18 protein-coding genes are annotated in these 20,174 nt (G+C 43.0%); 14 read left to right on the top strand and 4 right to left on the bottom strand.

Translation table 11 applies throughout. The features are described 5' to 3' along the window. Positions 1–152: 152 nt before the first annotated feature. The 12 genes from Q7S11_00135 to rpsR all read left to right on the top strand — a co-directional run bounded on the left by Q7S11_00135 (position 153) and on the right by rpsR (position 11,517). Positions 153–2,084: a hypothetical protein gene (locus Q7S11_00135; GenBank protein ID MDO8572163.1), complete on the top strand. Its 1,932-nt coding sequence runs from the start codon at positions 153–155 to the stop codon at positions 2,082–2,084. Positions 2,085–2,142: 58 nt separating this feature from the next. Beyond that, positions 2,143–3,447: a glycine--tRNA ligase gene (locus Q7S11_00130; GenBank protein ID MDO8572162.1), complete on the top strand. Its 1,305-nt coding sequence runs from the start codon at positions 2,143–2,145 to the stop codon at positions 3,445–3,447. 29 nt (positions 3,448–3,476) lie between these two features. Beyond that, positions 3,477–3,884, top strand: a complete 408-nt coding sequence (locus tag Q7S11_00125) for a hypothetical protein (protein ID MDO8572161.1) — start codon at positions 3,477–3,479, stop codon at positions 3,882–3,884. An 86-nt stretch (positions 3,885–3,970) separates the two neighbouring features. Beyond that, positions 3,971–4,474, top strand: a complete 504-nt coding sequence (locus tag Q7S11_00120) for a hypothetical protein (protein ID MDO8572160.1) — start codon at positions 3,971–3,973, stop codon at positions 4,472–4,474. An 88-nt stretch (positions 4,475–4,562) separates the two neighbouring features. Continuing rightward, positions 4,563–4,964, top strand: coding sequence for a hypothetical protein (locus tag Q7S11_00115; protein MDO8572159.1), 402 nt, complete (start codon positions 4,563–4,565; stop codon positions 4,962–4,964). Between the two features lie 78 nt (positions 4,965–5,042). Continuing rightward, entirely contained in the window at positions 5,043–6,311 is a 1,269-nt protein-coding gene (locus Q7S11_00110) for a pitrilysin family protein (GenBank protein ID MDO8572158.1), read from the top strand. 130 nt (positions 6,312–6,441) lie between these two features. Continuing rightward, positions 6,442–7,503, top strand: coding sequence for an AI-2E family transporter (locus Q7S11_00105; protein MDO8572157.1), 1,062 nt, complete (start codon positions 6,442–6,444; stop codon positions 7,501–7,503). Between the two features lie 107 nt (positions 7,504–7,610). Then, positions 7,611–9,158, top strand: a complete 1,548-nt coding sequence (locus Q7S11_00100) for a class I tRNA ligase family protein (GenBank protein MDO8572156.1) — start codon at positions 7,611–7,613, stop codon at positions 9,156–9,158. A gap of 3 nt (positions 9,159–9,161) precedes the next feature. Next, positions 9,162–9,989 (top strand): TatD family hydrolase, encoded by an 828-nt coding sequence (locus Q7S11_00095; protein ID MDO8572155.1) that lies wholly within the window; start codon positions 9,162–9,164, stop codon positions 9,987–9,989. 165 nt (positions 9,990–10,154) lie between these two features. Beyond that, on the top strand, positions 10,155–10,664 hold the full coding sequence (locus tag Q7S11_00090) for a 30S ribosomal protein S6 (GenBank protein MDO8572154.1): 510 nt from the start codon (positions 10,155–10,157) through the stop codon (positions 10,662–10,664). A 104-nt stretch (positions 10,665–10,768) separates the two neighbouring features. Then, positions 10,769–11,212 (top strand): single-stranded DNA-binding protein, encoded by a 444-nt coding sequence (gene ssb / locus Q7S11_00085; protein MDO8572153.1) that lies wholly within the window; start codon positions 10,769–10,771, stop codon positions 11,210–11,212. 104 nt (positions 11,213–11,316) lie between these two features. Then, on the top strand, positions 11,317–11,517 hold the full coding sequence (rpsR, locus tag Q7S11_00080; protein MDO8572152.1) for a 30S ribosomal protein S18: 201 nt from the start codon (positions 11,317–11,319) through the stop codon (positions 11,515–11,517). Between the two features lie 99 nt (positions 11,518–11,616). On the opposite strand, the gene Q7S11_00075 is transcribed toward rpsR, so the two are convergent. The 4 genes from Q7S11_00075 to Q7S11_00060 all read right to left on the bottom strand — a co-directional run bounded on the left by Q7S11_00075 (position 11,617) and on the right by Q7S11_00060 (position 16,161). Continuing rightward, a complete protein-coding gene (locus Q7S11_00075; GenBank protein ID MDO8572151.1) occupies positions 11,617–12,210 on the bottom strand; it encodes a hypothetical protein in 594 nt (197 codons plus the stop codon). A gap of 202 nt (positions 12,211–12,412) precedes the next feature. Further along, complete coding sequence (recA, locus tag Q7S11_00070) at positions 12,413–13,426, bottom strand: recombinase RecA (protein MDO8572150.1); 1,014 nt, start codon at positions 13,424–13,426, stop codon at positions 12,413–12,415. Continuing rightward, positions 13,423–13,815: a hypothetical protein gene (locus Q7S11_00065; protein MDO8572149.1), complete on the bottom strand. Its 393-nt coding sequence runs from the start codon at positions 13,813–13,815 to the stop codon at positions 13,423–13,425. Before Q7S11_00065 ends, recA begins: the two co-directional genes overlap by 4 nt. Before the next feature lie 126 nt (positions 13,816–13,941). Next, positions 13,942–16,161, bottom strand: a complete 2,220-nt coding sequence (locus tag Q7S11_00060; protein MDO8572148.1) for a DNA translocase FtsK — start codon at positions 16,159–16,161, stop codon at positions 13,942–13,944. Positions 16,162–16,502: 341 nt separating this feature from the next. Here Q7S11_00060 and Q7S11_00055 point away from each other — a divergent pair, with 341 nt between their 5' ends. Both Q7S11_00055 and Q7S11_00050 read left to right on the top strand, forming a co-directional pair. Continuing rightward, positions 16,503–17,315 (top strand): DeoR family transcriptional regulator, encoded by an 813-nt coding sequence (locus Q7S11_00055; protein ID MDO8572147.1) that lies wholly within the window; start codon positions 16,503–16,505, stop codon positions 17,313–17,315. 711 nt (positions 17,316–18,026) lie between these two features. Next, positions 18,027–20,174 (top strand): peptidoglycan-binding domain-containing protein (locus Q7S11_00050; protein MDO8572146.1); only part of this gene is annotated, 2,148 nt, incomplete at its 3' end.

Genomic DNA, 20,174 nt, shown 5'->3' with positions numbered 1-20,174 from the left:
GAGTGATTTGTAGCCGAAATTCGAGAGTTTTAACAGGCAAGCAATGTTTTGCAACATATTTTACGTCTAGATGTTGAACGGGCTCTAAGAAACTAATGAAGCTAAAAGCTCTTTAGTGTATACTGTATATACATTATCTTAATATCCGCCTTATGCCCGAAAAACCCAAAAGTAGAATAGAGGAAACTAATAAAAAATTATACTCCCCGAATTTTAAAGATCGACCGGTTATTGAAACACTCAAAGAGCGGGAGTATGAGGTACGCGATACATGGAGTACTGAGAAAAAAGAAGATTCGCCGTTTGTTGTTGCATATAACCCATCACACAATCGAATGCTTAAGAAAATTCTTATCCTATCGTTTTCATTTTTTATTATCGCGGTATCTATCGCGCTCATATATTTCTTTAAAGGGTCAAATCTTTTGTCTGCCAATAACGTCGATATTTCCGTTGAAGGACCTGTTTCCTTGTCAGGAGGGGATGTTCTTGCTATGGCCATGATTATAACCAACAATAACGACGTGGCAATCGAATCAGCAGATCTTCTTATTGAATATCCGGAAGGCTCATACACATCAACGGAATCCCAAGAAGCGCTCCCCCGTATAAGAAAACACTTAGGGAAAATCAATGCACACGAGACCATTCGTGAAAGTGCAAACGCAGTCTTATTTGGAGAGTCAAATACCGAAAAAAATATATTGATTACCCTAGAATTTCGTTTTGAAGGGTCAAATGCCACTCTGGAAAAAAAGAAAGAATATCGCATAGGTATTATTTCTTCACCTGTTGATATCACCATTGATATGCTCAAAGAGGCTAACTCAAGACAAGAGGTAGAAATTACTGTTCACTTGAAGTCAAACGGTACGGTGCCGCTGAAAGGTCTTGTGTTCTCGATTGACTACCCATTCGGATTCCAGTTTAAAGAAGCTAATCCAAAACCTCACTACGACAATAAAACGTGGGTTCTTGGGGATCTCGCACCTTCTGCCGAGCACGTGGTGAAAATAAAAGGAGTGCTTGAGGGACAAGATGAAGAGGAAAAAATATTCAGAGTGTATGCCGGGACGCAAAACGAAAGAGACCCCCGAGCTCTCGGTATAACATACAACTCTGTTTCGAAGTCGATTTTCATAAAAAAACCATTTCTCGCAATTGATATGGTGATCGACGGCGACACAAGCAATGAACACATTTCATCAAGTGGGAAAATAGTTCGTGTCGACGTGTTGTGGGAAAACAATCTTCCAACAAAAATTATAGACGGACAGATACAAGTAAAACTTCTCGGTGATGTTATTGATCGATACTCCATTGAGGCAGGGAACAAGGGATTTTATCGATCTCTTGATGATACAATCGTTTGGGATAGTAAAAGTGGCAACGAACCGCTCACGGTAATAGAACCCGGAGAAAAAGGAAGCGTTGGTTTCAGTTTCAACTTTCTTCCACTGGTTTCAAAAGATGGGAGAATTGCATTTGGTAGACCCGAAGTTTCGATTGAGGTTACTGCCCATGGGCGTCGTGTTTCTGATACCAATGTTCCCGAAGAGATTAATACGGTTGCTCTCAAGAAGGTTAAAATTGAATCAATTCTGAATCTTGCATCACGTTCCGTATATTATACGGGACCCTTTAAAAACATCGGCGCGCTTCCTCCGAAAGTAAACCAAGAAACAACATACACAATTATTTGGACAATCACTAATTCGTCTAACGATGTTTCCTCCGCGGTTGTGCGCACGACACTTCCAACATATGTAAAATGGCTCGGTGTCGTGTCGCCTTCTTCCGAAGATGTATCGTACAATGAGATTGGGGGTGAGGTTACGTGGAATGCAGGGACAGTTCCGGCAGGGACGGGAATTGCTCGCGGAGCGAGAGAAGTTGCGTTCCAGATATCATTCCTGCCTAGTTTAAGCCAATTGGACCATATTCCGCTTCTTACTTCTGAAATTGTTTTGTCTGCAAAAGATATTTTCACTGGCACAATCCTTCGCGACAGCAAGCGACCGTTAACCATCAAACTAAGTACCGACTCGATGTTCCTTGAGAACCAGGGCATCGTTGTGCCATAATCGAGTATTGTTAAAACCACAAAAAATTATGGCTGAAAATCAAGAAAAAAATGACCGTATGGAAAAGATCATTTCTCTCGCAAAAAGGAGGGGGTTTGTGTATCAAGGTTCGGAAATATATGGCGGGCTTGCGGGTACGTGGGACTGGGGACCATTGGGCGTAGCGCTTAAAAATAACGTAAAAAATCTCTGGTGGCGGATGTTCGTGGAAGAGCGGGAAGATATGTATGGAGTGGACGCCGCAATACTTATGAATGCGAAAGTATGGGAAGCATCGGGACACGTGGCGGGATTCTCTGATCCGCTTGTTGAGTGTGTAAAATGCAAGCGCCGTTTTCGCACAGATCATGTTAAAGGAGACAAATGCCCCGAATGTGACGGGAAACTCGGGGAATCACGACAGTTCAATATGATGTTTAAGACGGCAATCGGAGCAATGGAAGATAGTGCCGCGACCTCATACTTACGTCCGGAAACTGCACAAGGAATTTTTGTGAATTTTAAAAATATCATTGACTCGTTTCACCCAAAATTACCGTTCGGCATCGGGCAGATCGGCAAAGCGTTTCGCAATGAAATAACGCCCCGCGATTTCATTTTCCGTGTACGTGAACTTGAACAAATGGAAGTAGAATATTTTATACATCCCGCCGAATGGGAAAAATATTTTGAGATGTGGAAGAATATCATGTGGAAATGGATCGAGGCGATTGGCATTAAAAAAGAGAGTGTGCATGAGCACGAGATCGAAGACGGGGAACGAGCGCATTATTCAAAACGCACCATTGATTTTGAATTTGATTACCCGTTCGGTAGAAAAGAATTGTATGGTCTTGCATATCGGACCGATTACGATCTGCGTAAACACGGCGAGCACTCGGGTGTCACCCTTGATTACGTGAATGAAGAAACAAAAGAGAAATTTATTCCACATGTCATTGAACCATCGCTTGGGCTTGACCGCACCCTTCTCGCGATTCTCCTCGATGCGTATTCCGAAGATGAACTCGGAGAGGGGACGCGCGTATTTCTCAAATTGAAACCTTCCATTGCGCCCGTGAAAGTCGCGGTGTTCCCGCTTCTTAAGAACAAGCCGGAGTTGGTAAAAAAAGCCCGGGAAGTATTTGAAATGATTAAAAAAGAGATTCCACAGACGATGTGGGATGACAATGGTAATGTGGGAAAGCGTTATCGCAGGCAAGATGAGATCGGGACACCGTTTTGTATTACGGTTGATTTTGATACGCTTGGAGAAAATCCAGAACTCAAGGATACTGTCACTCTTCGCAACCGCGATAGTGGAAAACAGGAACGTATAGAAATAGGTGAGTTGACAAAAATACTAAAAAGTTCTATCATTTAAAATAGACTAAACTAGACAAGGAGTGGATTATGACGACCAGTCTTCTGATATTAGGTATTGGTACACTTTTGTGTGCGATTACGTTTGCATGGACCTCGGGAAAAGAAGGGAAATCTTTTGGCTGGGTAGCGGGTGCTTATGTTTTCACTAGCGCCGGCGTGGTATTTATGGGGTTTTGGATGCTTAGCCTCGGAGTGATTTCTAGTGAGTTTGCCTTTAATCAGCTCAACGGGGACAAAAGCACGGTGTATGTTTTTGTCGGTGATACCATAAGCATATTGAACGGCGAGAAGACACACATCACAACCTTATATATTCCAGGTGACAGGGAATATGTTTATCGCTTCAAAAACCTTCCGCCACAAGGTTATAAATCAATAAAAACGGAAGTGGGACAAACACTTTTCGTTCCAGAAAAATACGTTCTCGCTCAGTAATATTGATCTTTTTTGAATTCATTTACAGCGCGCAGAGTCATCTGCGCGCTTTTTTATTTTCCCGTTGTTTTTGCTATGATATGCATATGAATATCTACAAAGAAATTTGCCAGCAAAATCTTTTTCCTAACTCACGGGAGAAATATGGAGAACGATATCAAGACCACGTGATGGAGCAGTACAGACTCTATATTGAAAGTATTAATTACGTAAGCGATCTCAAGCATAGGGCAAACAGCTATCTTCTTACCATCAACACCGTTCTTCTTACTGCAGCAGGGTTGTCACTCACCAAAGAGGAGTTTTTTAATCCTGCTGTTTGGCACACAGTTGTCCCTGCCGCAGGACTTCTTTTGTCATTTGCATGGTGGTATACCACGCACGTATACAAACAAATTAATCGTGTAAAATTCAGGATTCTTCATTGCATTGAGGCGCACATGCCGTTTGCGCCCTATACAACCGAATGGAAGATCGTAGAAGATACGCACTCCAGTCCTCGGAAATATCCGTCAGAAAAAATTGAGCCCCTTGTCCCGTGGATCTTCGCAACACTCTATCTTCTCATTTTCTTTTTTATACGTTCGTAAATGTATGGCGGGGTTGACTTCTTTTGTGGCGGGGTTATTGTAAAGAAGGAAACTGTTTTAGCTATGGGCAAATAAGGAGAACTATACTGTGAATAACGGCGTATCTTATATTAATCCACACGTGGTAAGTTCTGCTGAAGATGAATTACGTTTTTTGGCGCAGGATCGAGAAATAGATATGTTGGGATGGGAAAAGATAGGTGCATTTCGGCAGATGCTTGAAAATCTTCACAAAAATTCAGGCGATCAAAATGTGCAAAAGATACTGAGTGAGATCGTGGAAGAATTCATTTTTTTCCATACTTGCAAGCGTCGACGTGACGCTCAAGGCATCGAGAACTTTTTAAATGATTTAGATTTGCTTATTAAATATCGGCGGATCAGCAAGTGTTATGTATCTCGCCTCTACGGGTTTTGCATCATTGTTTCTTTGCACATCAATGGGAAAAGGGATACAGCTTCTCCTGTTCCTCAAGCTGTAACCGCTTAATTCAATATTTCTCTCACGGGCGCCCACATGCGCCCGTTTTCTTTTGTCGGAGAACTTCTTGTGGTACACTACATTTCTATGCATTTTAAAAAAACAACTCTTCCAAACGGCTTGCGCATCATCACCGCGCCGCTCAAAGACAGTCCCACCATAACAGCGCTCGTGCTCGTCGAGACGGGTTCAAAATATGAAACCAAAAACCTGAACGGACTTTCTCATTTCTTGGAGCACATGTGTTTTAAGGGTACTACGAACCGACCCACGGCGATGGATATTACCAAGGAACTCGATGGTCTTGGTGCGCAGTCAAACGCGTTTACGAGTCAAGAATTCACCGGATATTGGGCAAAAGCGCAGGCGGATAATCTTGATCAGATCCTTGATATTATTTCTGATATTTACGTCAACCCATTATTTGATTCTGCTGAAATTGAAAAAGAAAAAGGAGTGATCGTGCAAGAGATCAATATGTTCGAAGATAATCCCATGCGGCATATTCACGATATTTTTATGGAAGTGCTGTATGGAGATCAGCCGGCAGGGTGGCATATCACTGGACCTAAGGAGGGAGTGGTGAAATTTACCCGAGAGAATTTTATTGAATACCGCGACAAACATTATCATGCCTCGTCAACGGTCGTGGTTGTTTCAGGGGGATTTAATGAAGAAAAAATTCTTAAGATCATCGAAGAAAAATTTAAAGGAATACAGAACAGAAAGAAAGAAGAAAAACTTCCCGTCAAAGATTCTCAAGATAAACCACAACTATTGGTGAAATGGAAAGATACCGACCAAACCCATTTTATGATCGGCGTACGCTCAAAAGATATTTTTGACAAAGATACATATGTTCTTGATTGTTTGGCCGGAGTATTGGGCGGGGGAATGAGCTCGAGATTGTTTCAAAAAATCAGAGCAGATATGGGGGCGGCGTATTATGTGCAAGCGGGGAATGACGCCTATACTGATCATGGTGCACTTGTAGTTTCAGTCGGTTCCGATAATACAAAGATTTTCGATGTCGTCAAAGCTATACTTCTGGAATTTAAGAAAATGCGAAGCGAACTAGTTCCCCATGATGAGCTCGCAAAGGTGAAAAAATATCTCATTGGCCATCTGTTTCTCGATGTTGAATCAACGGACTCTCTTGCAAATTTTTTCGGACTTCAGGAAACCCTTACTAAGAAAATCCTTACTCCAGAAGAGGTTGCACAAAAGATTAATGCGGTCACCCCCGAAGATATACTTCGTGTTGCGCAAGAAATTTTTAAGGATGAACGTTTGAATATGGCGCTCATTGGACCATTTAAAGACACGGGAAAATTCTCTTCAATTCTAAAGATTTAACAACCACCTTTTGTAAGCTTTAAAAAACTCCAATAGCTTTTTAAGCTCTCATCGTTGAAGCTAGGGAAGCTTTTTGTGTCCGCAGTTGATTACTAGCCCCCGTTACGCTAATATGGTACATAATACTCCTATGAGCCAAGGCGACCCAAAAACATTTACTATCAATATAACCACGGGAACAATTATTAAGACGGTTCTCGTTCTTATTCTTTTCTACGCGCTCTATTTTTTGAGGGATCTGGTGTTGGTGATTATAACTTCTATTGTTCTTGCGTCCGCACTTGAGCCCGCAGTAAAATGGTTTTTGAAATATAAATTTCCGAGAGTTCTTGCTCTTCTCGTTGTTTATATCATCGCTATCGGCTCACTCATTGGACTTTTTTATGCATTTATTCCTCCACTCCTCGATGAAGCCGCGCAATTTGTATCAATTGCGCCCAAATATATAGAGTCATTCAAGGTTTGGAATCCTCTTAATGCAGGAAATGCAGAAGCAGTAGGGAAGATATCGCAAGCTTTTTCAATTCAGGAAATTATTTCTAATATACGTAACACCGTTGCCGGTGTTTCAGGCGGATTTTTCCAGGCAGTAAGCTCCATATTCGGTGGCGCGCTCTCATTCATTCTCATAATCGTGCTATCGTTTTATTTTGCAGTTCAAGAGACGGGTGTTGATGATTTTCTTAAAATTATTACCCCGCTCAAACATCAAAAATATGTTATCGGTCTCTGGAAGCGCTCGCAGCTTAAAATAGGACTTTGGATGCAGGGGCAGATTCTCCTGGCTGTTATAATCGCAGTCTTAGTATTTCTCGGGCTTACCATACTGGGCATTCCCTACGCACTCTTACTCGCGCTTTTAGCAGGAGTGTTTGAGCTCATTCCTATCTTTGGTCCGATACTTGCAGCAGTGCCGGCAGTTTTACTCGGTTTTCTTATGGATGGGGGAGGAGTTACGACGGGGGTTATGGTCACACTTTTTTATGTGATTGTTCAGCAATTTGAAAATCATCTCATCTATCCGCTCGTGGTGCGGAAAGTTGTTGGTGTACCACCAATTTTAGTTATTCTCGCACTTATTATCGGTATCAAGGTTGCCGGATTCCTTGGCGTGATTCTCGCAGTTCCTGCCGCAGCGGCATTAATGGAACTTGCCAATGATATTCAGAAAGAAAAAGAAATGGTTGGATAATGCGATGCCCATCTACGAATGATATGCGAACCTACAACTAAGAGGAACGACACTTCATTATTCGCACGATTTGCATCATTCGCATAAATTCGTATATTAGTATCGAGATGCAAAAATTTTTTATCACAACTTCAATTGCGTATGCGAATGCGGCGCCCCACATCGGACACGCGTATGAGATCGTGCTCACAGATATTATCGCCCGTTACAAACGAATGCGCGGGCTTGAAACCTTTTTTCTTACCGGAACCGATGAACACGGTGATAAAATTTTGCGAGCCGCAAAAGACGCCAGGAAAGCTCCGCAGGTGTTTGTCGATGAAAACGCAAAAAAATTTGAAAACCTTTATGAATCGCTCGCTATTTCATACGACTACTTCATTCGCACGTCCGACAAAAAAAACCATTGGCCTGGCGCGCAGGCATTGTGGCAAAAGCTTCTGGTATCCAATGATTTGTATAAAGGAGTATACAAAGGACTTTACTGTGTTGGGTGTGAAGCGTTCATTACCGAAAAGGAGCTTGTGGACGGAAAATGTCCCAACCACAACACAGTTCCGGAAACGATAGAAGAGGAAAATTATTTTTTTCGTCTTTCAAAATATGGTCCTGCGATTCAAAAAGCTATCGAATCAAGAGAGCTTAATATTATCCCCGAATCCCGCGCACACGAAGTTCTTTCGATGATGAAAGAGGATATTCACGATATCAGTTTTTCGCGCCCAGAGCGCGATGTATTGTGGGGGATACCCGTTCCCAACGATCAAAAACAAATGATGTATGTATGGTGTGACGCGCTTTCAAACTATATCTCCGCACTCGGGTATGGAAGGACTGACAACGAAAACTTCAAACGGTTCTGGCCTGCAGATATGCATATGATCGGCAAAGACATTCTTCGTTTTCATGCGATCATTTGGCCCGCAATACTTCTTTCCGCCGGGGTTCCTCTCCCTCGACAAATTTTTGTACATGGTTTTATCACATCGGGCGGACGCAAGATGTCAAAATCGATTGGCAATGTGATCGATGCGAATGAATTTATCACGGAGTTTGGAAGTGAAGCAGTTCGCTATTTTCTTGCGCGTGAAATTTCACCCACGGAAGACGGGGATATTACTCGAGAGAATTTTATTGCCGCATATAATGCAAACCTTGCAAACGGATTAGGGAATCTCATGTCACGCACGCTCACTATGGCGACGCAATATTTTGACGGTACAATTTTACGACGAGGGGAAAATGATACTCCACTTAAGGGAAAACTGGAAACAACACAAGGAAGTGGGGCAATTGACAGTTTCAGTATTCCTTATGTGATTCATAACGACATTCTTCCAAAATATTTTGAACACATGGACGCATTTCAAATTAATGCCGGTGCAGATACTATTTGGAAACTTCTGGGACTTTTAGATGGATACATTACTGATTACGAACCCTTTAAGCTTGTAAAAACTGACAAAGATAAAACAGAAAACATCATCTGGAACCTTCTTTGTGGCTTATACTACACTGCCTCCATGCTTGATCCTATTATGCCAAAAACCGCAGAAAAGATTTTGGAACACATAGGCGCATCTCTTGATGAACACGACAAGCCGGTTTCTTTCAAGCCGAAGAATGTTACCGAGCCGATGTTTAAGAGAAAATAATATATGGAAGAAGTATCAAAGGCCCCTCGATTTTTCGATGTTCATTCGCATGTAAATGATGCGCGATTTGATCAGGACAGGATCGAGGTAATCGAACGCACGCTTCGCGAAAGGGTGTTCACGATTTCTGTCGGGACTGACCGCAGAAGCTCGCAACTGGTTACAGAGCTTGCAGAGTTTTACGACGGCATGTATTCATCGATCGGCATTCACCCGACCGATAACACGAAAGAGCAATTCAATGAAAAATATTTTACAGAGCTTGCTTCGTCTCGGAAGGTGGTGGCAGTAGGGGAGTGCGGCCTTGATTATCTAAGGGCAACAGACGCGAGTGCGAGTGAGAAGAAGCGGCAAAAAGATCTTTTTGAAACCCAAATTGAGTTTGCGGTCCGCATCGGGAAACCCTTGATGATTCACTGCCGTGAGGCACACCGTGACGCTGTTGATATACTCTCGTCAAAAAAACGTGAGCACGGAGAGAAATTATGGGGCAACATTCATTTTTTCTCTGCCGGACCCGATATTGCAAAACAATATCTTGAACTGGGATTCAGTATGTCGTTTTCGGGTGTCATTACCTTCGCGCGCGATTATGACGATGCGGTGAGATATATCCCCCTTGATATGATCATGTCTGAAACCGATTCGCCGTATGCGACACCGGTTCCTTTCAGAGGAAAGCGCAATGAACCCCTCTATGTTGAGGAGGTGGTCAAAAAAATAGCCGAGATACGCAGAGAACCGCTTGAAACAGTCGCTCCTGCCCTGGTTTCAAATGCGTTTAGAATATTTAAAATTTCTCCACTGAATATCGCAAGTTCCTTTACATAGAGCCTTTTCCAAGGACACTCCTTACATTTGGAAGTCCTGCTTCCAAATTCTTCCAAATTCATACGGGGGGATAAACTATTTTTCCTAGAGCCTAGAACCTAATTTCCTATTCAACCTTGAAATTTTTGACTTTTTAAGCCCGTTTTGTTAGTATGGAAACCTTATATGGCAAACACCGAAAAAGAAAACATGGAGGATGAAAAAGAAAGCAATCCGAGAATCTACGAGCTCGGCTTTCTTCTGGTGCCCACGATCGACGAAAATGCCGTTTCAGGAGAGGCAAGTCGAATCAAGGGAGTCGTTGAATCGTGCGGAGCGCTCCTTATTTCAGACGAGAATCCCAAATCGATTACCCTTGCGTACTCGATTGATAAACGCGTTAGTGGGAAAAGGAAATCTTTTACCAACGCTTACTTCGCATGGATCAAATTCCACGCCGATCCTTCTCATATAGCTACTCTCAAAAAAAATATGGAAGGAGATCAGTCGGTGTTAAGATTCCTCATCATTAAGACAGTCAAAGAAAGCACGCTCATCCAGAAGCGTCCATTCATGGGGATACGAGGAAAAAAGAAAGAAGCAACTGAAACAAAGGGCGAGAAGCCCAAAGTAGAAGCAATACCAGCTTCAGAAGCCGAGCTTGATAAAACGATTGAAGAGCTGGTAATATATTAAGGGCAATATTAAAATGCAAATATCAAAATGTAAAATTGTGGAATTCGCCAAAGGCGAATACAAAAACTTTAAACTTTCCACTTTTAACTTTTAACTTGTTTATCATGTACCTCAACAAAGCAATCATCATTGGAAACCTGACGCGAGACCCTGAACTCAAGGCGCTCCCTTCGGGGTCGCAGGTCACCTCGTTCTCTCTTGCGACCAATCGAGTATGGAAAGATAAAAACGGTGCAAAGCAGGAAAGTGTTGATTATCACAATATTGTAGTATTCGGACGACAAGCGGAAACCGTTGCGCAATATCTCAAGAAAGGAAGCTCGGCATTGATTGAAGGAAGAATGCAGACGCGAAGCTGGGATGCGGCGGATGGAACCAAAAAATACAGAACCGAAGTTATCGCCGATCGCGTTCAATTCGGCCCACGCAAGGAAGGAGGAGGGCCATCGGTCGCAGGAAAGCCAAAAGAAGGAGGTAAACAAGCAGAAGAGATTGATACCATTGAATATCCCCAAGAAGATATTAACCCCGATGAAATCCCGTTCTAAGGGCAATAATCAGAGTGTAAACATCAGAATGTAAAATTGCGGAATCCGCCAAAGGCGAATACAAAAATTTTGAACTTTGATTTTTAATTTTTAAACTTACTATCATGAACCAGTGTCATTTTTCAGCAAATAATATAAAACATATCGATTATAAAGATACGGAGGCATTTAAAAAATTCCTCAATCCTCACGCGCGTATTATGGCGCGAAAGAAAACCGGCGTGTGCGCAAAGCACCAGAGAATGCTCGCGCTTGCTGTGAAGCGTGCCCGTTTTATGGGATTTATTCCTTATGTTGCAAGGTAGTTTATAAGGTTCTTAAAGTAAAAAGTTTATAAAGGAGAAACCTCTAACACAAAAGTTAGTTGGGCATAATAACTTTAAAAACTTTATGAACTTTTAACTTTATAAACTCTTTTTATCCACCCGCTCCACATATTCTCCCGTTTCGGTGTTGACCCGAATAGTGTCGCCCTCATTCACAAAGAGGGGAACATTGATGACCGCACCTGTTTCAAGGGTGACTTGTTTTGTTCCTCCCTGCACCGTGTTGCCGCGTACTGCGGGCGGGGCTTCTTTCACCAGGAGCTCCATTTTGACCGGCATCTTGATGCCGATAATTTTTGGCTCATCGCTGTCTTCCGGCGTAAACGTAAGCGCGCTTACCTCGGTATTTCCTCTGAGGAATTTTACTTGTGGCCCTATGAGCGCAGAATCCAGAAAAAATCTCTTACTCGCATCTTTTATTTCAGAAAAACAATACTGTCCGCGACTTTCATAAATAAATTTAATTGGTCGGGTGTCGATATCGGCTTCAACTATTCGTTCAGAAGAGTGAAATGATATGGGGATGACACGGCCATTAAGCATACTGCGCAATTTTGTTTGATTTTGCGGTTTGCGCATTTGGGTGCGCGCCACATGAGATTCGAGTACCTCGTAGGGCTCGTTGTTGTAGATGATATATTTCCCCGGTTTTACTTCGTTGTATTCAAGCATGGTGTTCTTTCTAAACAATTAAATAGTGCGCAATAACGCGCCTTTAGTTGCCATTCTACTTAAATAGCGGGAAAAGGCAACAATCATAAGAGAAAGCTTCTATAGCTTCGTTATCTTCATGAGCTTCGCAAGCTTGGGGGAGGATTTGGAAGCCTTGCTTCCAAATCCCTAAAAAGCTACCGAAGCTCATGAAGCTCTCTTATTACGCCGCCTCCTTAAAATTTTCCCTGATCGCCTTCAGAATTTGATTCGTTACCTTCGGATTTTCTTTGAGAAACTGCCGTGCCGAATCATATCCTCTGCCGATCTTTTCTTCGCCAAACGCATACGATGATCCTGATTTACTGATGATGCCGAATTTCTCTCCAAGTCCGATGATCTCTCCTTCTTTTGAAATTCCTTCGTTGTAGATGAGATCAAATTCGGCAAGTTTAAACGGCGAAGCAACTTTATTTTTTACGACACGCGCTCGCACACGATTGCCGATCACCTCCTCTCCTTTTTTTATCTGCGCAATTCTGCGGATATCAATGCGCACCGAGGTGTAAAACTTGAGCGCCTTGCCTCCCGGAGTTGTTTCCGGATTGCCAAACATCATACCGATCTGCATACGGATCTGGTTGATGAAAATAACCACCGTTTTGCTTTTAGCGACGATTGCGGTCAATTTACGAAGCGCTTGGGACATAAGACGCGCTTGCTTCCCCATGTGTTGTGCTCCCATATCTCCCTCAATCTCATCTTTGGGCGTGAGTGCCGCGACGGAATCAACAACAATGACATCGATTTTCCCCGAACGCACAAGACTCTCGGTGATCTCAAGCGCCTGCTCTCCCGTATCGGGCTGTGAAATAAGTAATTCATCGATCTTAACCCCGAGATTTTTCGAGTAGAGCGGATCAAGGGCGTGCTCTGCGTCAACGAATGCACACACACCTCCTTTTTTTTGCGCTTCTGCAACAACATGAAGCGCAAGCGTCGTTTTTCCTGATGATTCCGGTCCGAAGACCTCAATGATTCTTCCGCGGGGAAGCCCCCCAACACCCAACGCTTCATCAAGCCCTATTGACCCTGTAGGAATTGAATCAATACCAACCCTCGGCTTATCGCCAAGCTTCATGATGGCTCCTTCGCCAAATTTTGTTTCTATCGCCTTGATGGTCTCGTCAATCGTTGCTCCACTTGTTTTTTCTTCTTTTTTTGGTTTTTTGATCATGAATTCTTTTGTAGTGTTTCGGGATTTTCATTCCCGCCGCCCTCTTGCGGTGTTAGTATTAATTCAATTGTTTTTTCTACACTGCGTTTATATCTATCCTCTGCTTTAACGCTTATTATATTATATCCCGAGTAGAGCAGCAATTTTTCTTTGAAATTCCCCTGCTCATCTATAAAAATAGGTCGATCGTTCAAGCTTATGAACGAAATGTTTTTTGCTACGCCCACAACCTCGATGAGTGAATTTGAAACAGAAGACCCACTAATAGGGGAGGTAATCAGGATTTGCGGTCCCGCGATATAATCTTTTGTTTTTAGATATGTGTAGCCGATAACCACAAGAGCCATGGCACAAAACAGCAGTATTTTGAGAAGTCGTCGAGAGTGCATAGAGCTGGTAGAATTAGTATGTTAGTAACTTAGTGGGTTAGATTTGGGGGATTTGGAAGCCTTGCTTCCAAATCCCCCAAAAAGTTCTCGAAGCCAACGAATCCATAGAAGCCAACGAACCTTTTTTTAGTGGTATTCCCCCTCCTGCGGCACACGCTTCTCCAGCACATCTCGTGGCTTTGATCCCTCTCCTGGTCCCACAACACCCTTCTCCTCAAGTACATCAAGGAGTCGCGCTGCGCGTGCGTATCCAACCTTTAATCTTCGTTGGAGATACGAAGAAGATGCTTTTCCTGTCTCGATAACAATTTCTCGTGCTTCCTCATAGAGTTCATCATCATCCTCAAGCTCTTCGTCGTCAAACGAGGATTCAAAAAGACTGTTTTTCCCGGGAGACGCCGTAAGGGAAATTTCTTCTGGTATCGCGTCTCCATACTCGCTTTTCAAAAACTTCACAACATTTTTAACTTCAGCTTCTGAAATGTACGCCGATTGAATGCGTATCGGCTTAGACATTTCGCCTGAAATATACAGCATGTCTCCTGCGCCGAGGAGTTTTTCTGCTCCGCCCATGTCAAGGATTGTTCTCGAGTCGATTTGCGAGGTTACTTGAAGGGCAACGCGTGCGGGGATGTTTGCCTTAATAAGACCAGTGATGATATTAACACTCGGTCTCTGTGTTGAGAGAATAAGATGGATTCCTACCGCGCGACTCATTTGTGCAAGGCGTACGATCGCCGACTCGAGTTCCCGCGGATAGCTGGTCATAATATCAGCAAGTTCATCGATAATGATTACAATATAGGGCATTTTCTCAGGCAAACTACTTACGCCATTTTCCGTGTCCGTGTCATTTGTTGGCGGTTGCTTATTCCCGACTTTTTTCATTGCTGGTTCTACGATTGTTTTGTGATACGAAGATATGTCTCGCACCGACTCTCCTTCCAAAATGTTATACCTCCTCTCCATTTCCTTCGCTGCCCATTTAAGTGCCAATATGGCTTTTTTAGCGTCAGTAATGACAGGAGTAAGAAGGTGGGGGATGCCGTTGTAGAGAGTAAGCTCGACACGTTTTGGGTCAATCATGACGAATCTCATATTTTCAGGAGAATTGCGAAAGAGGAGAGAATTGACGATTGTGTGTATGGTGACAGATTTTCCTGAACCTGTTGCACCAGCAATGAGAAGATGAGGCATTTTCCCGAGGTCGGCGAAGTGCGCATGACCGGAAATATCTTTCCCGAGCGCAAGGAGAAGTGATTTTACGGATTTTTGATATGTCTCATCGGAGAGAAGTGTGCCAAGCCCGACAGTTGTTTTTGTATTATTGGGAAGCTCGATGCCAACAAGTGATTTTCCCGGGATAGGCGCCTCGATGCGCACTGGATGTGCTGCAAGGGCAAGTTCAAGATTGTTTTGGAGACTTAAAATTTTTGAAAGACGAACCCCTTCAGCAGGTTTAAGTGCATAGCGTGTGACAGACGGGCCAATCGTTACTTCATCCATCTCAACATCAATACCAAAATTTTGGAGCATTCTCTTAATGATATTTGCATTTGCTTTGATATCACCAACACCGGGCTTCCCTCGATCTCCCTCAAGGAGTGAAAGTGGGGGAGGGTTAAATGTTCCCTTGCCTATGAATTCAACTGAGATTTCTTTGTTCTTATTTTTGCCGATACCGAGCACGGTTTTTATTTTTCCGACGCTTTCAGACTGAGCCGACTGCAACACCGGCTTTGGGGCATCCTCATCCCTTTCTTCGCTTTCTTCTCCGGTGGTTACTTCAATTTCAACTTCAGAAACTGTCTCATCAACTTTTGGTGTGCGTGAAAAAAGTTTTTTAAAGAGGAGAACGAGTGGCTCAATGCGCGGCCTCGTGTCAAACATGATAAGAAAAGAAGTGGCAAGAATCGCGGTAAGGAGAATGAGGCCGGCGGTGAGATCAAAAAGTTTTAGTATAGGGACCGAAACAATCTTCCCCACGATCCCCCCGGAACTATTTTTAGAGAGAATGTCGATGATGCCGAGTGCAGAGAGCATAAAAAGAATTGATCCACCCCCTGTTGAAAGTGCAAAATTTGGACGTGTTTCTTTCAGGAAAGATATAGCAAGAAGAATGAGAAGTATGGGAAGTATAAAATATCCTACACCCAAAAGTGCAGAGAGAGCAGTGTAGAGATAGTTACCAACAACTCCCGACTTGTGAAATGATGCGAGAATGAAAAGAACTGCGGCCACAAACAATACTATTGAAATTACCGCATGCCGTGTTTCTTGTTTAAGACCAGATATAATATTCCCCTTGCTCCTTCTATCTCCACCATTTTTTTCTTTTTTTGCCATAGTTTTTTAATGTTTATCACATAATACCACACAGGGAGAGCTTCGTTAGCTTCGTGGAAAAGCTTCATGAGCTTCAATAGCTTTTTAAGAATTTGGAAGCAGGACTTCCAAATCTTCCCCCCAAAAAGTTCCAGAAGCCAATGAAGGTATTTCAAGGAGCTTGTTTTCTTCCGTATCTTCTATATAATGTCTTTTTATAAAAGACGATGAAAATCTCCCCAGGATACATAAAGGACATAATGGGATTTTGATAACCATCTCCAATATTTGCGCCTTAAGGACAGTCCTATAATCTCATAAAATTCTTCCCAACGGAGCTAATGAATATCTTCACGAACACTATGGAAAATAATAATCAAGACAAAGAGACACAAAATACAGCTAACGATAATAAATCTTTTGTAACTCCAGACTTCATTCACAAGAAAACGGAGAGGCTTGTTACTGCAGTTTATATGCTCTCAAATTTTTTCCCCGAGAAAGAACCTCTTCGTTGGGAAGTTCGGAAGCTCGGCATCGATCTTCTTGGTGCAAGTTCCTCTGTCTTTTATACTAAAACGTCTGATGTGGAAAATTACCTTCGAGAAAGTATTGGTATTATTGGGGAATTAATAGTACGTTTTGAAATTGCCCATATCTCGAGTCTTATATCGGGAATGAATTTTACCGTACTCAAAAATGAACTCCTTTCCATAAGAGACACTATTGAGTCGTTGAGTAAAAGTGGAAAGGGACAAAACATACTTATCACGAGTGATTTTTTTGCTCAAGACAAACTTCTTGAAAAAGCTCCAGAAGCTATCGAAGCTAAAGAAGCTCTTCCTAACAAAGCTATTTCCCGAAGCTCTTCCCAACAACACCCACAAAGTCTTTCCATGAAGCCAATGAAGCTCCTTTCTAAGGCTCCCGAAGCTATTGAAGCTAAAGAAGCTAGAAGCTTGCTCCATTCCATCGCATCAAAAAGAAAAGGAGACCGCTCGGAAACAATTTTGAAGATTTTAAAGAAAAAGGATAATCTCACCGTAAAGGACATCGCGCAGGTAATCTCTGATTGCAGTGAAAAAACAATACAGCGTGAATTACTTGCGTTGGTAGATAAAAATGTCCTTAAAAAAGTTGGTGAGCGGAGATGGAGCAGATACTCGCTGGCATAACAAGAAGAGCTTCATGAGCTTCAATAGCTTTTTTAAAGGGTTGGAAGCTTGTCTCGTAAATGAAGCTTGTTTTCTCTCCCAATATACGCTATTATCTTGAGGTGGATAAAAACCCGCAGTATAAGGGTTGAGTTATGGTTTGCATTAAGCAAGCCATATTTTAAGTTATCCACACTCCATTTTGCAGGTCTTTCCGGAAATCAGATATAATTACCGTAGGTTTTGAGATTTCTCCAATATGAAGTTGGATGTCATATCAAAACGAATACACCGTCTTCTATATCGTAGGAGTGGTGAGTCAGTCTGGAAAGATTTCAGAAAGTATTTCAGTACGGGTGATAAGCAAGGGAGCAAGGACTTTGAAAACAGAATAGATAGAATTTGTAATTCTATTATTGCATCGTCGCTTGGATGTCATGCAAGGTAATTCTTGCGTGCCACTCCTCGCTCGATGCAATAGAAACTGTAATCAAATGTTAATTTGTTTTCTTTGTGGTCGAACTATTCAGAATGCAGGTACTCGTTCATTCTTTTTTGTCAGCTAGTCCAGTGATAACGATTATAAAAAAATCGCGAGGCGCTGGAATAGTAGTAGATGCGGGAAGTATCGTTAGGTTTTTGTCGAAACTAACATATTACCGCAGAATAATTTTTTCCACCGAATGCGAATTCGGAAAAAAATTATATTAATTAAAAAGTAAATTATTTAGTATGTATAAATTGAAAGAATCTAAAACTGCAAAAGCAGTTGCAGGTTTTGTCGGTTTACTTACAGCAGTCATGATGATGGGACCAATGGTCGCATCAGCAGACGCTGTTTCTGACCTTCAAGCCCAGATCACAGCCCTTATGGCGCAGATCAATTCGCTTAACTCGCAAATTGCTGCAACAACAGGCACTGGATCATGCACATTCACTTTTGCAACAAATCTTAGACAAGGTAGTACTGGCGGAGATGTTATGAATTTGCAAAAATTTCTTAATCTCGACCCAGCTACCCAAATAGCTTCAGGAGTAGACGCAGGAGCTCCCGGATATGAGACGAGCTATTTTGGTGCAAGAACCAAAGCCGCAGTCGTAAAATTCCAGGACAAGTACACCGCTGAAGTTCTTACTCTGGTAGGACTCACGAGTGGTACAGGTTTCGTTGGTGCCGCAACACGCGCAAAGCTTAACGCAATGTGCTCGGTAGCAACAACCCCGACGACGCCAACAACCCCGACGACACCAACAACGACGCCAACAGTTGGCGCTCTTACGGTTTCATCGGCTTCACAGCCATCAAACTCACTTGCACCGACAAGCGCATCACGCATTCCATTCACCAAATTTATGGTAACGGCAGGCGCATCTGATGTGACCATCACCGGTGTCAATGTTGAGAGAAGTGGTCTTGCTCAAGATGCTGTGTTTGCCGGAATCGTCCTTTTGGATGAAGACGGTACACAGTTTGATATCGCAAAGACACTTGGGTCAAATCACCAAGCAGTAATCGGTGGTACGTTTACCGTTAAGGCTGGAACGACCAAAACTTTGACGGTAGCGGGGAATATGGGCTCAAGCCTCTCTTCCTACGCAGGTCAAGTTGCTAGCCTTACTGTTACAGGCGTAAATACGTCGCCAGTAGTAACAATACTTGGCTCATTCCCTATAACAGGGGCAATGCACACAATCAATGCATCACTTACGCTTGGTACGGCAGTTGGCTCGACTTCATCATATGATCCAGGCACAACAGCAACCAAGCCGATCGGAACAACTGGTTATAAATTTACCGGAGTCCGCATCACAGCTGGTTCAGCTGAAGATACACGCTTGAAATCAATTCGCTTCTACCAGGCTGGTTCAGCGGGTTCAGGCGATCTTTCAAACGTGATGGTCTATGTTGACGGCACCGCATACCCAACCACGGTTTCAGCAGATGGTAAATACTATGCTGCGAACCTCGGTTCAGGTATTGTGATCGCAAAAGGTCTTGCAAAAGACGTTTGGATCGCGGGTGACATCACTGGTTCTGGTTCAGCAGGCCGCACGATCGACTTTGACATCCAGAAAAATACCGATGTCTATGTTGCCGGCGAAACCTATGGATATGGAATTATCGCAAGTGGCACAATTACCACTTCGACTCCTTCACTCAATGGTAACGCGGTAACTGTTTCAGCTGGCTCGGTAACTTCAGTTACCAAGGCAACTTCAGTTGCAGCGCAGAATATTGCAATTAACCTCGCAAATCAGGTTCTCGGTGGATACGAGACAGATCTTACTGGTGAAGCGATTTCAGTTCAAAGCCATGTCTTTACTATTGCTTCAACTACTCCGTCTGGAGTTGGAACCGTAGCATCTGTACTCACTAGCGTTTCTCTTTATAATGAGAATGGCGCAGTGGTCGCAGGTCCGGTTGATGCAGTTGTTTTGTCAACTTCTGGCTCAACACAGACTGTTACTTTCACAGATACGGTTACGTATCCGGTTGGCAAGCACACTTACACTTTAAAGGGTAAAGTTCCAGCTAGTATTGGTAACGGTTCAACATATGTTGTTACAACAACCCCCTCGTCACAGTGGACAAGCGTAACAGGCCAGACTACTGGTAATACAATTACTCTTACGAATGGTATCGTCACAATGAACACGATGACCGTCAAGTCAGCAGCTCTCGCGGTGTCTCAATCAACGAGCCCTGCAGCACAATTTATCGTTGCTGGTGGTACAGGAGTAACATTCGCAAATTACCAGCTTGACGCAAGTCAGTCTGGCGAGGATGTTCGCTTCTCATCAATAGGTCTTACAACTTCTGCATTCACCGGTTTGTCAGGTTGTCAGCTCTATGACGGCTCAACTTCATTGACCACCGGT

Source organism: bacterium (assembly GCA_030648955.1).
Lineage (GTDB): Bacteria > Patescibacteriota > Minisyncoccia > Phycocordibacterales > JAUSHB01 > JAUSHB01.
The sequence above is the reverse complement of the archived record's forward strand: the minus strand, read 5'-3'. Positions and strand labels throughout refer to the sequence as shown.

Excerpts from the sequence above, each read along its gene's own strand:
- Q7S11_00075 (MDO8572151.1), bottom strand. The coding sequence starts at position 12,210 with ATGCTTGAATACAACGAAGTAAAACCGGGGAAATATATCATCTACAAC.
- rpsR (MDO8572152.1), top strand. The coding sequence starts at position 11,317 with ATGAACCAGTGTCATTTTTCAGCAAATAATATAAAACATATCGATTAT.
- Q7S11_00060 (MDO8572148.1), bottom strand. The coding sequence starts at position 16,161 with ATGGCAAAAAAAGAAAAAAATGGTGGAGATAGAAGGAGCAAGGGGAAT.
- Q7S11_00120 (MDO8572160.1), top strand. The coding sequence starts at position 3,971 with ATGAATATCTACAAAGAAATTTGCCAGCAAAATCTTTTTCCTAACTCA.
- Q7S11_00130 (MDO8572162.1), top strand. The coding sequence starts at position 2,143 with ATGGAAAAGATCATTTCTCTCGCAAAAAGGAGGGGGTTTGTGTATCAA.
- Q7S11_00125 (MDO8572161.1), top strand. The coding sequence starts at position 3,477 with ATGACGACCAGTCTTCTGATATTAGGTATTGGTACACTTTTGTGTGCG.
- Q7S11_00110 (MDO8572158.1), top strand. The coding sequence starts at position 5,043 with ATGCATTTTAAAAAAACAACTCTTCCAAACGGCTTGCGCATCATCACC.
- Q7S11_00090 (MDO8572154.1), top strand. The coding sequence starts at position 10,155 with ATGGCAAACACCGAAAAAGAAAACATGGAGGATGAAAAAGAAAGCAAT.
- ssb (MDO8572153.1), top strand. The coding sequence starts at position 10,769 with ATGTACCTCAACAAAGCAATCATCATTGGAAACCTGACGCGAGACCCT.
- Q7S11_00055 (MDO8572147.1), top strand. The coding sequence starts at position 16,503 with ATGGAAAATAATAATCAAGACAAAGAGACACAAAATACAGCTAACGAT.
- Q7S11_00105 (MDO8572157.1), top strand. The coding sequence starts at position 6,442 with ATGAGCCAAGGCGACCCAAAAACATTTACTATCAATATAACCACGGGA.
- Q7S11_00095 (MDO8572155.1), top strand. The coding sequence starts at position 9,162 with ATGGAAGAAGTATCAAAGGCCCCTCGATTTTTCGATGTTCATTCGCAT.
- Q7S11_00065 (MDO8572149.1), bottom strand. The coding sequence starts at position 13,815 with ATGCACTCTCGACGACTTCTCAAAATACTGCTGTTTTGTGCCATGGCT.
- recA (MDO8572150.1), bottom strand. The coding sequence starts at position 13,426 with ATGATCAAAAAACCAAAAAAAGAAGAAAAAACAAGTGGAGCAACGATT.
- Q7S11_00100 (MDO8572156.1), top strand. The coding sequence starts at position 7,611 with ATGCAAAAATTTTTTATCACAACTTCAATTGCGTATGCGAATGCGGCG.
- Q7S11_00135 (MDO8572163.1), top strand. The coding sequence starts at position 153 with ATGCCCGAAAAACCCAAAAGTAGAATAGAGGAAACTAATAAAAAATTA.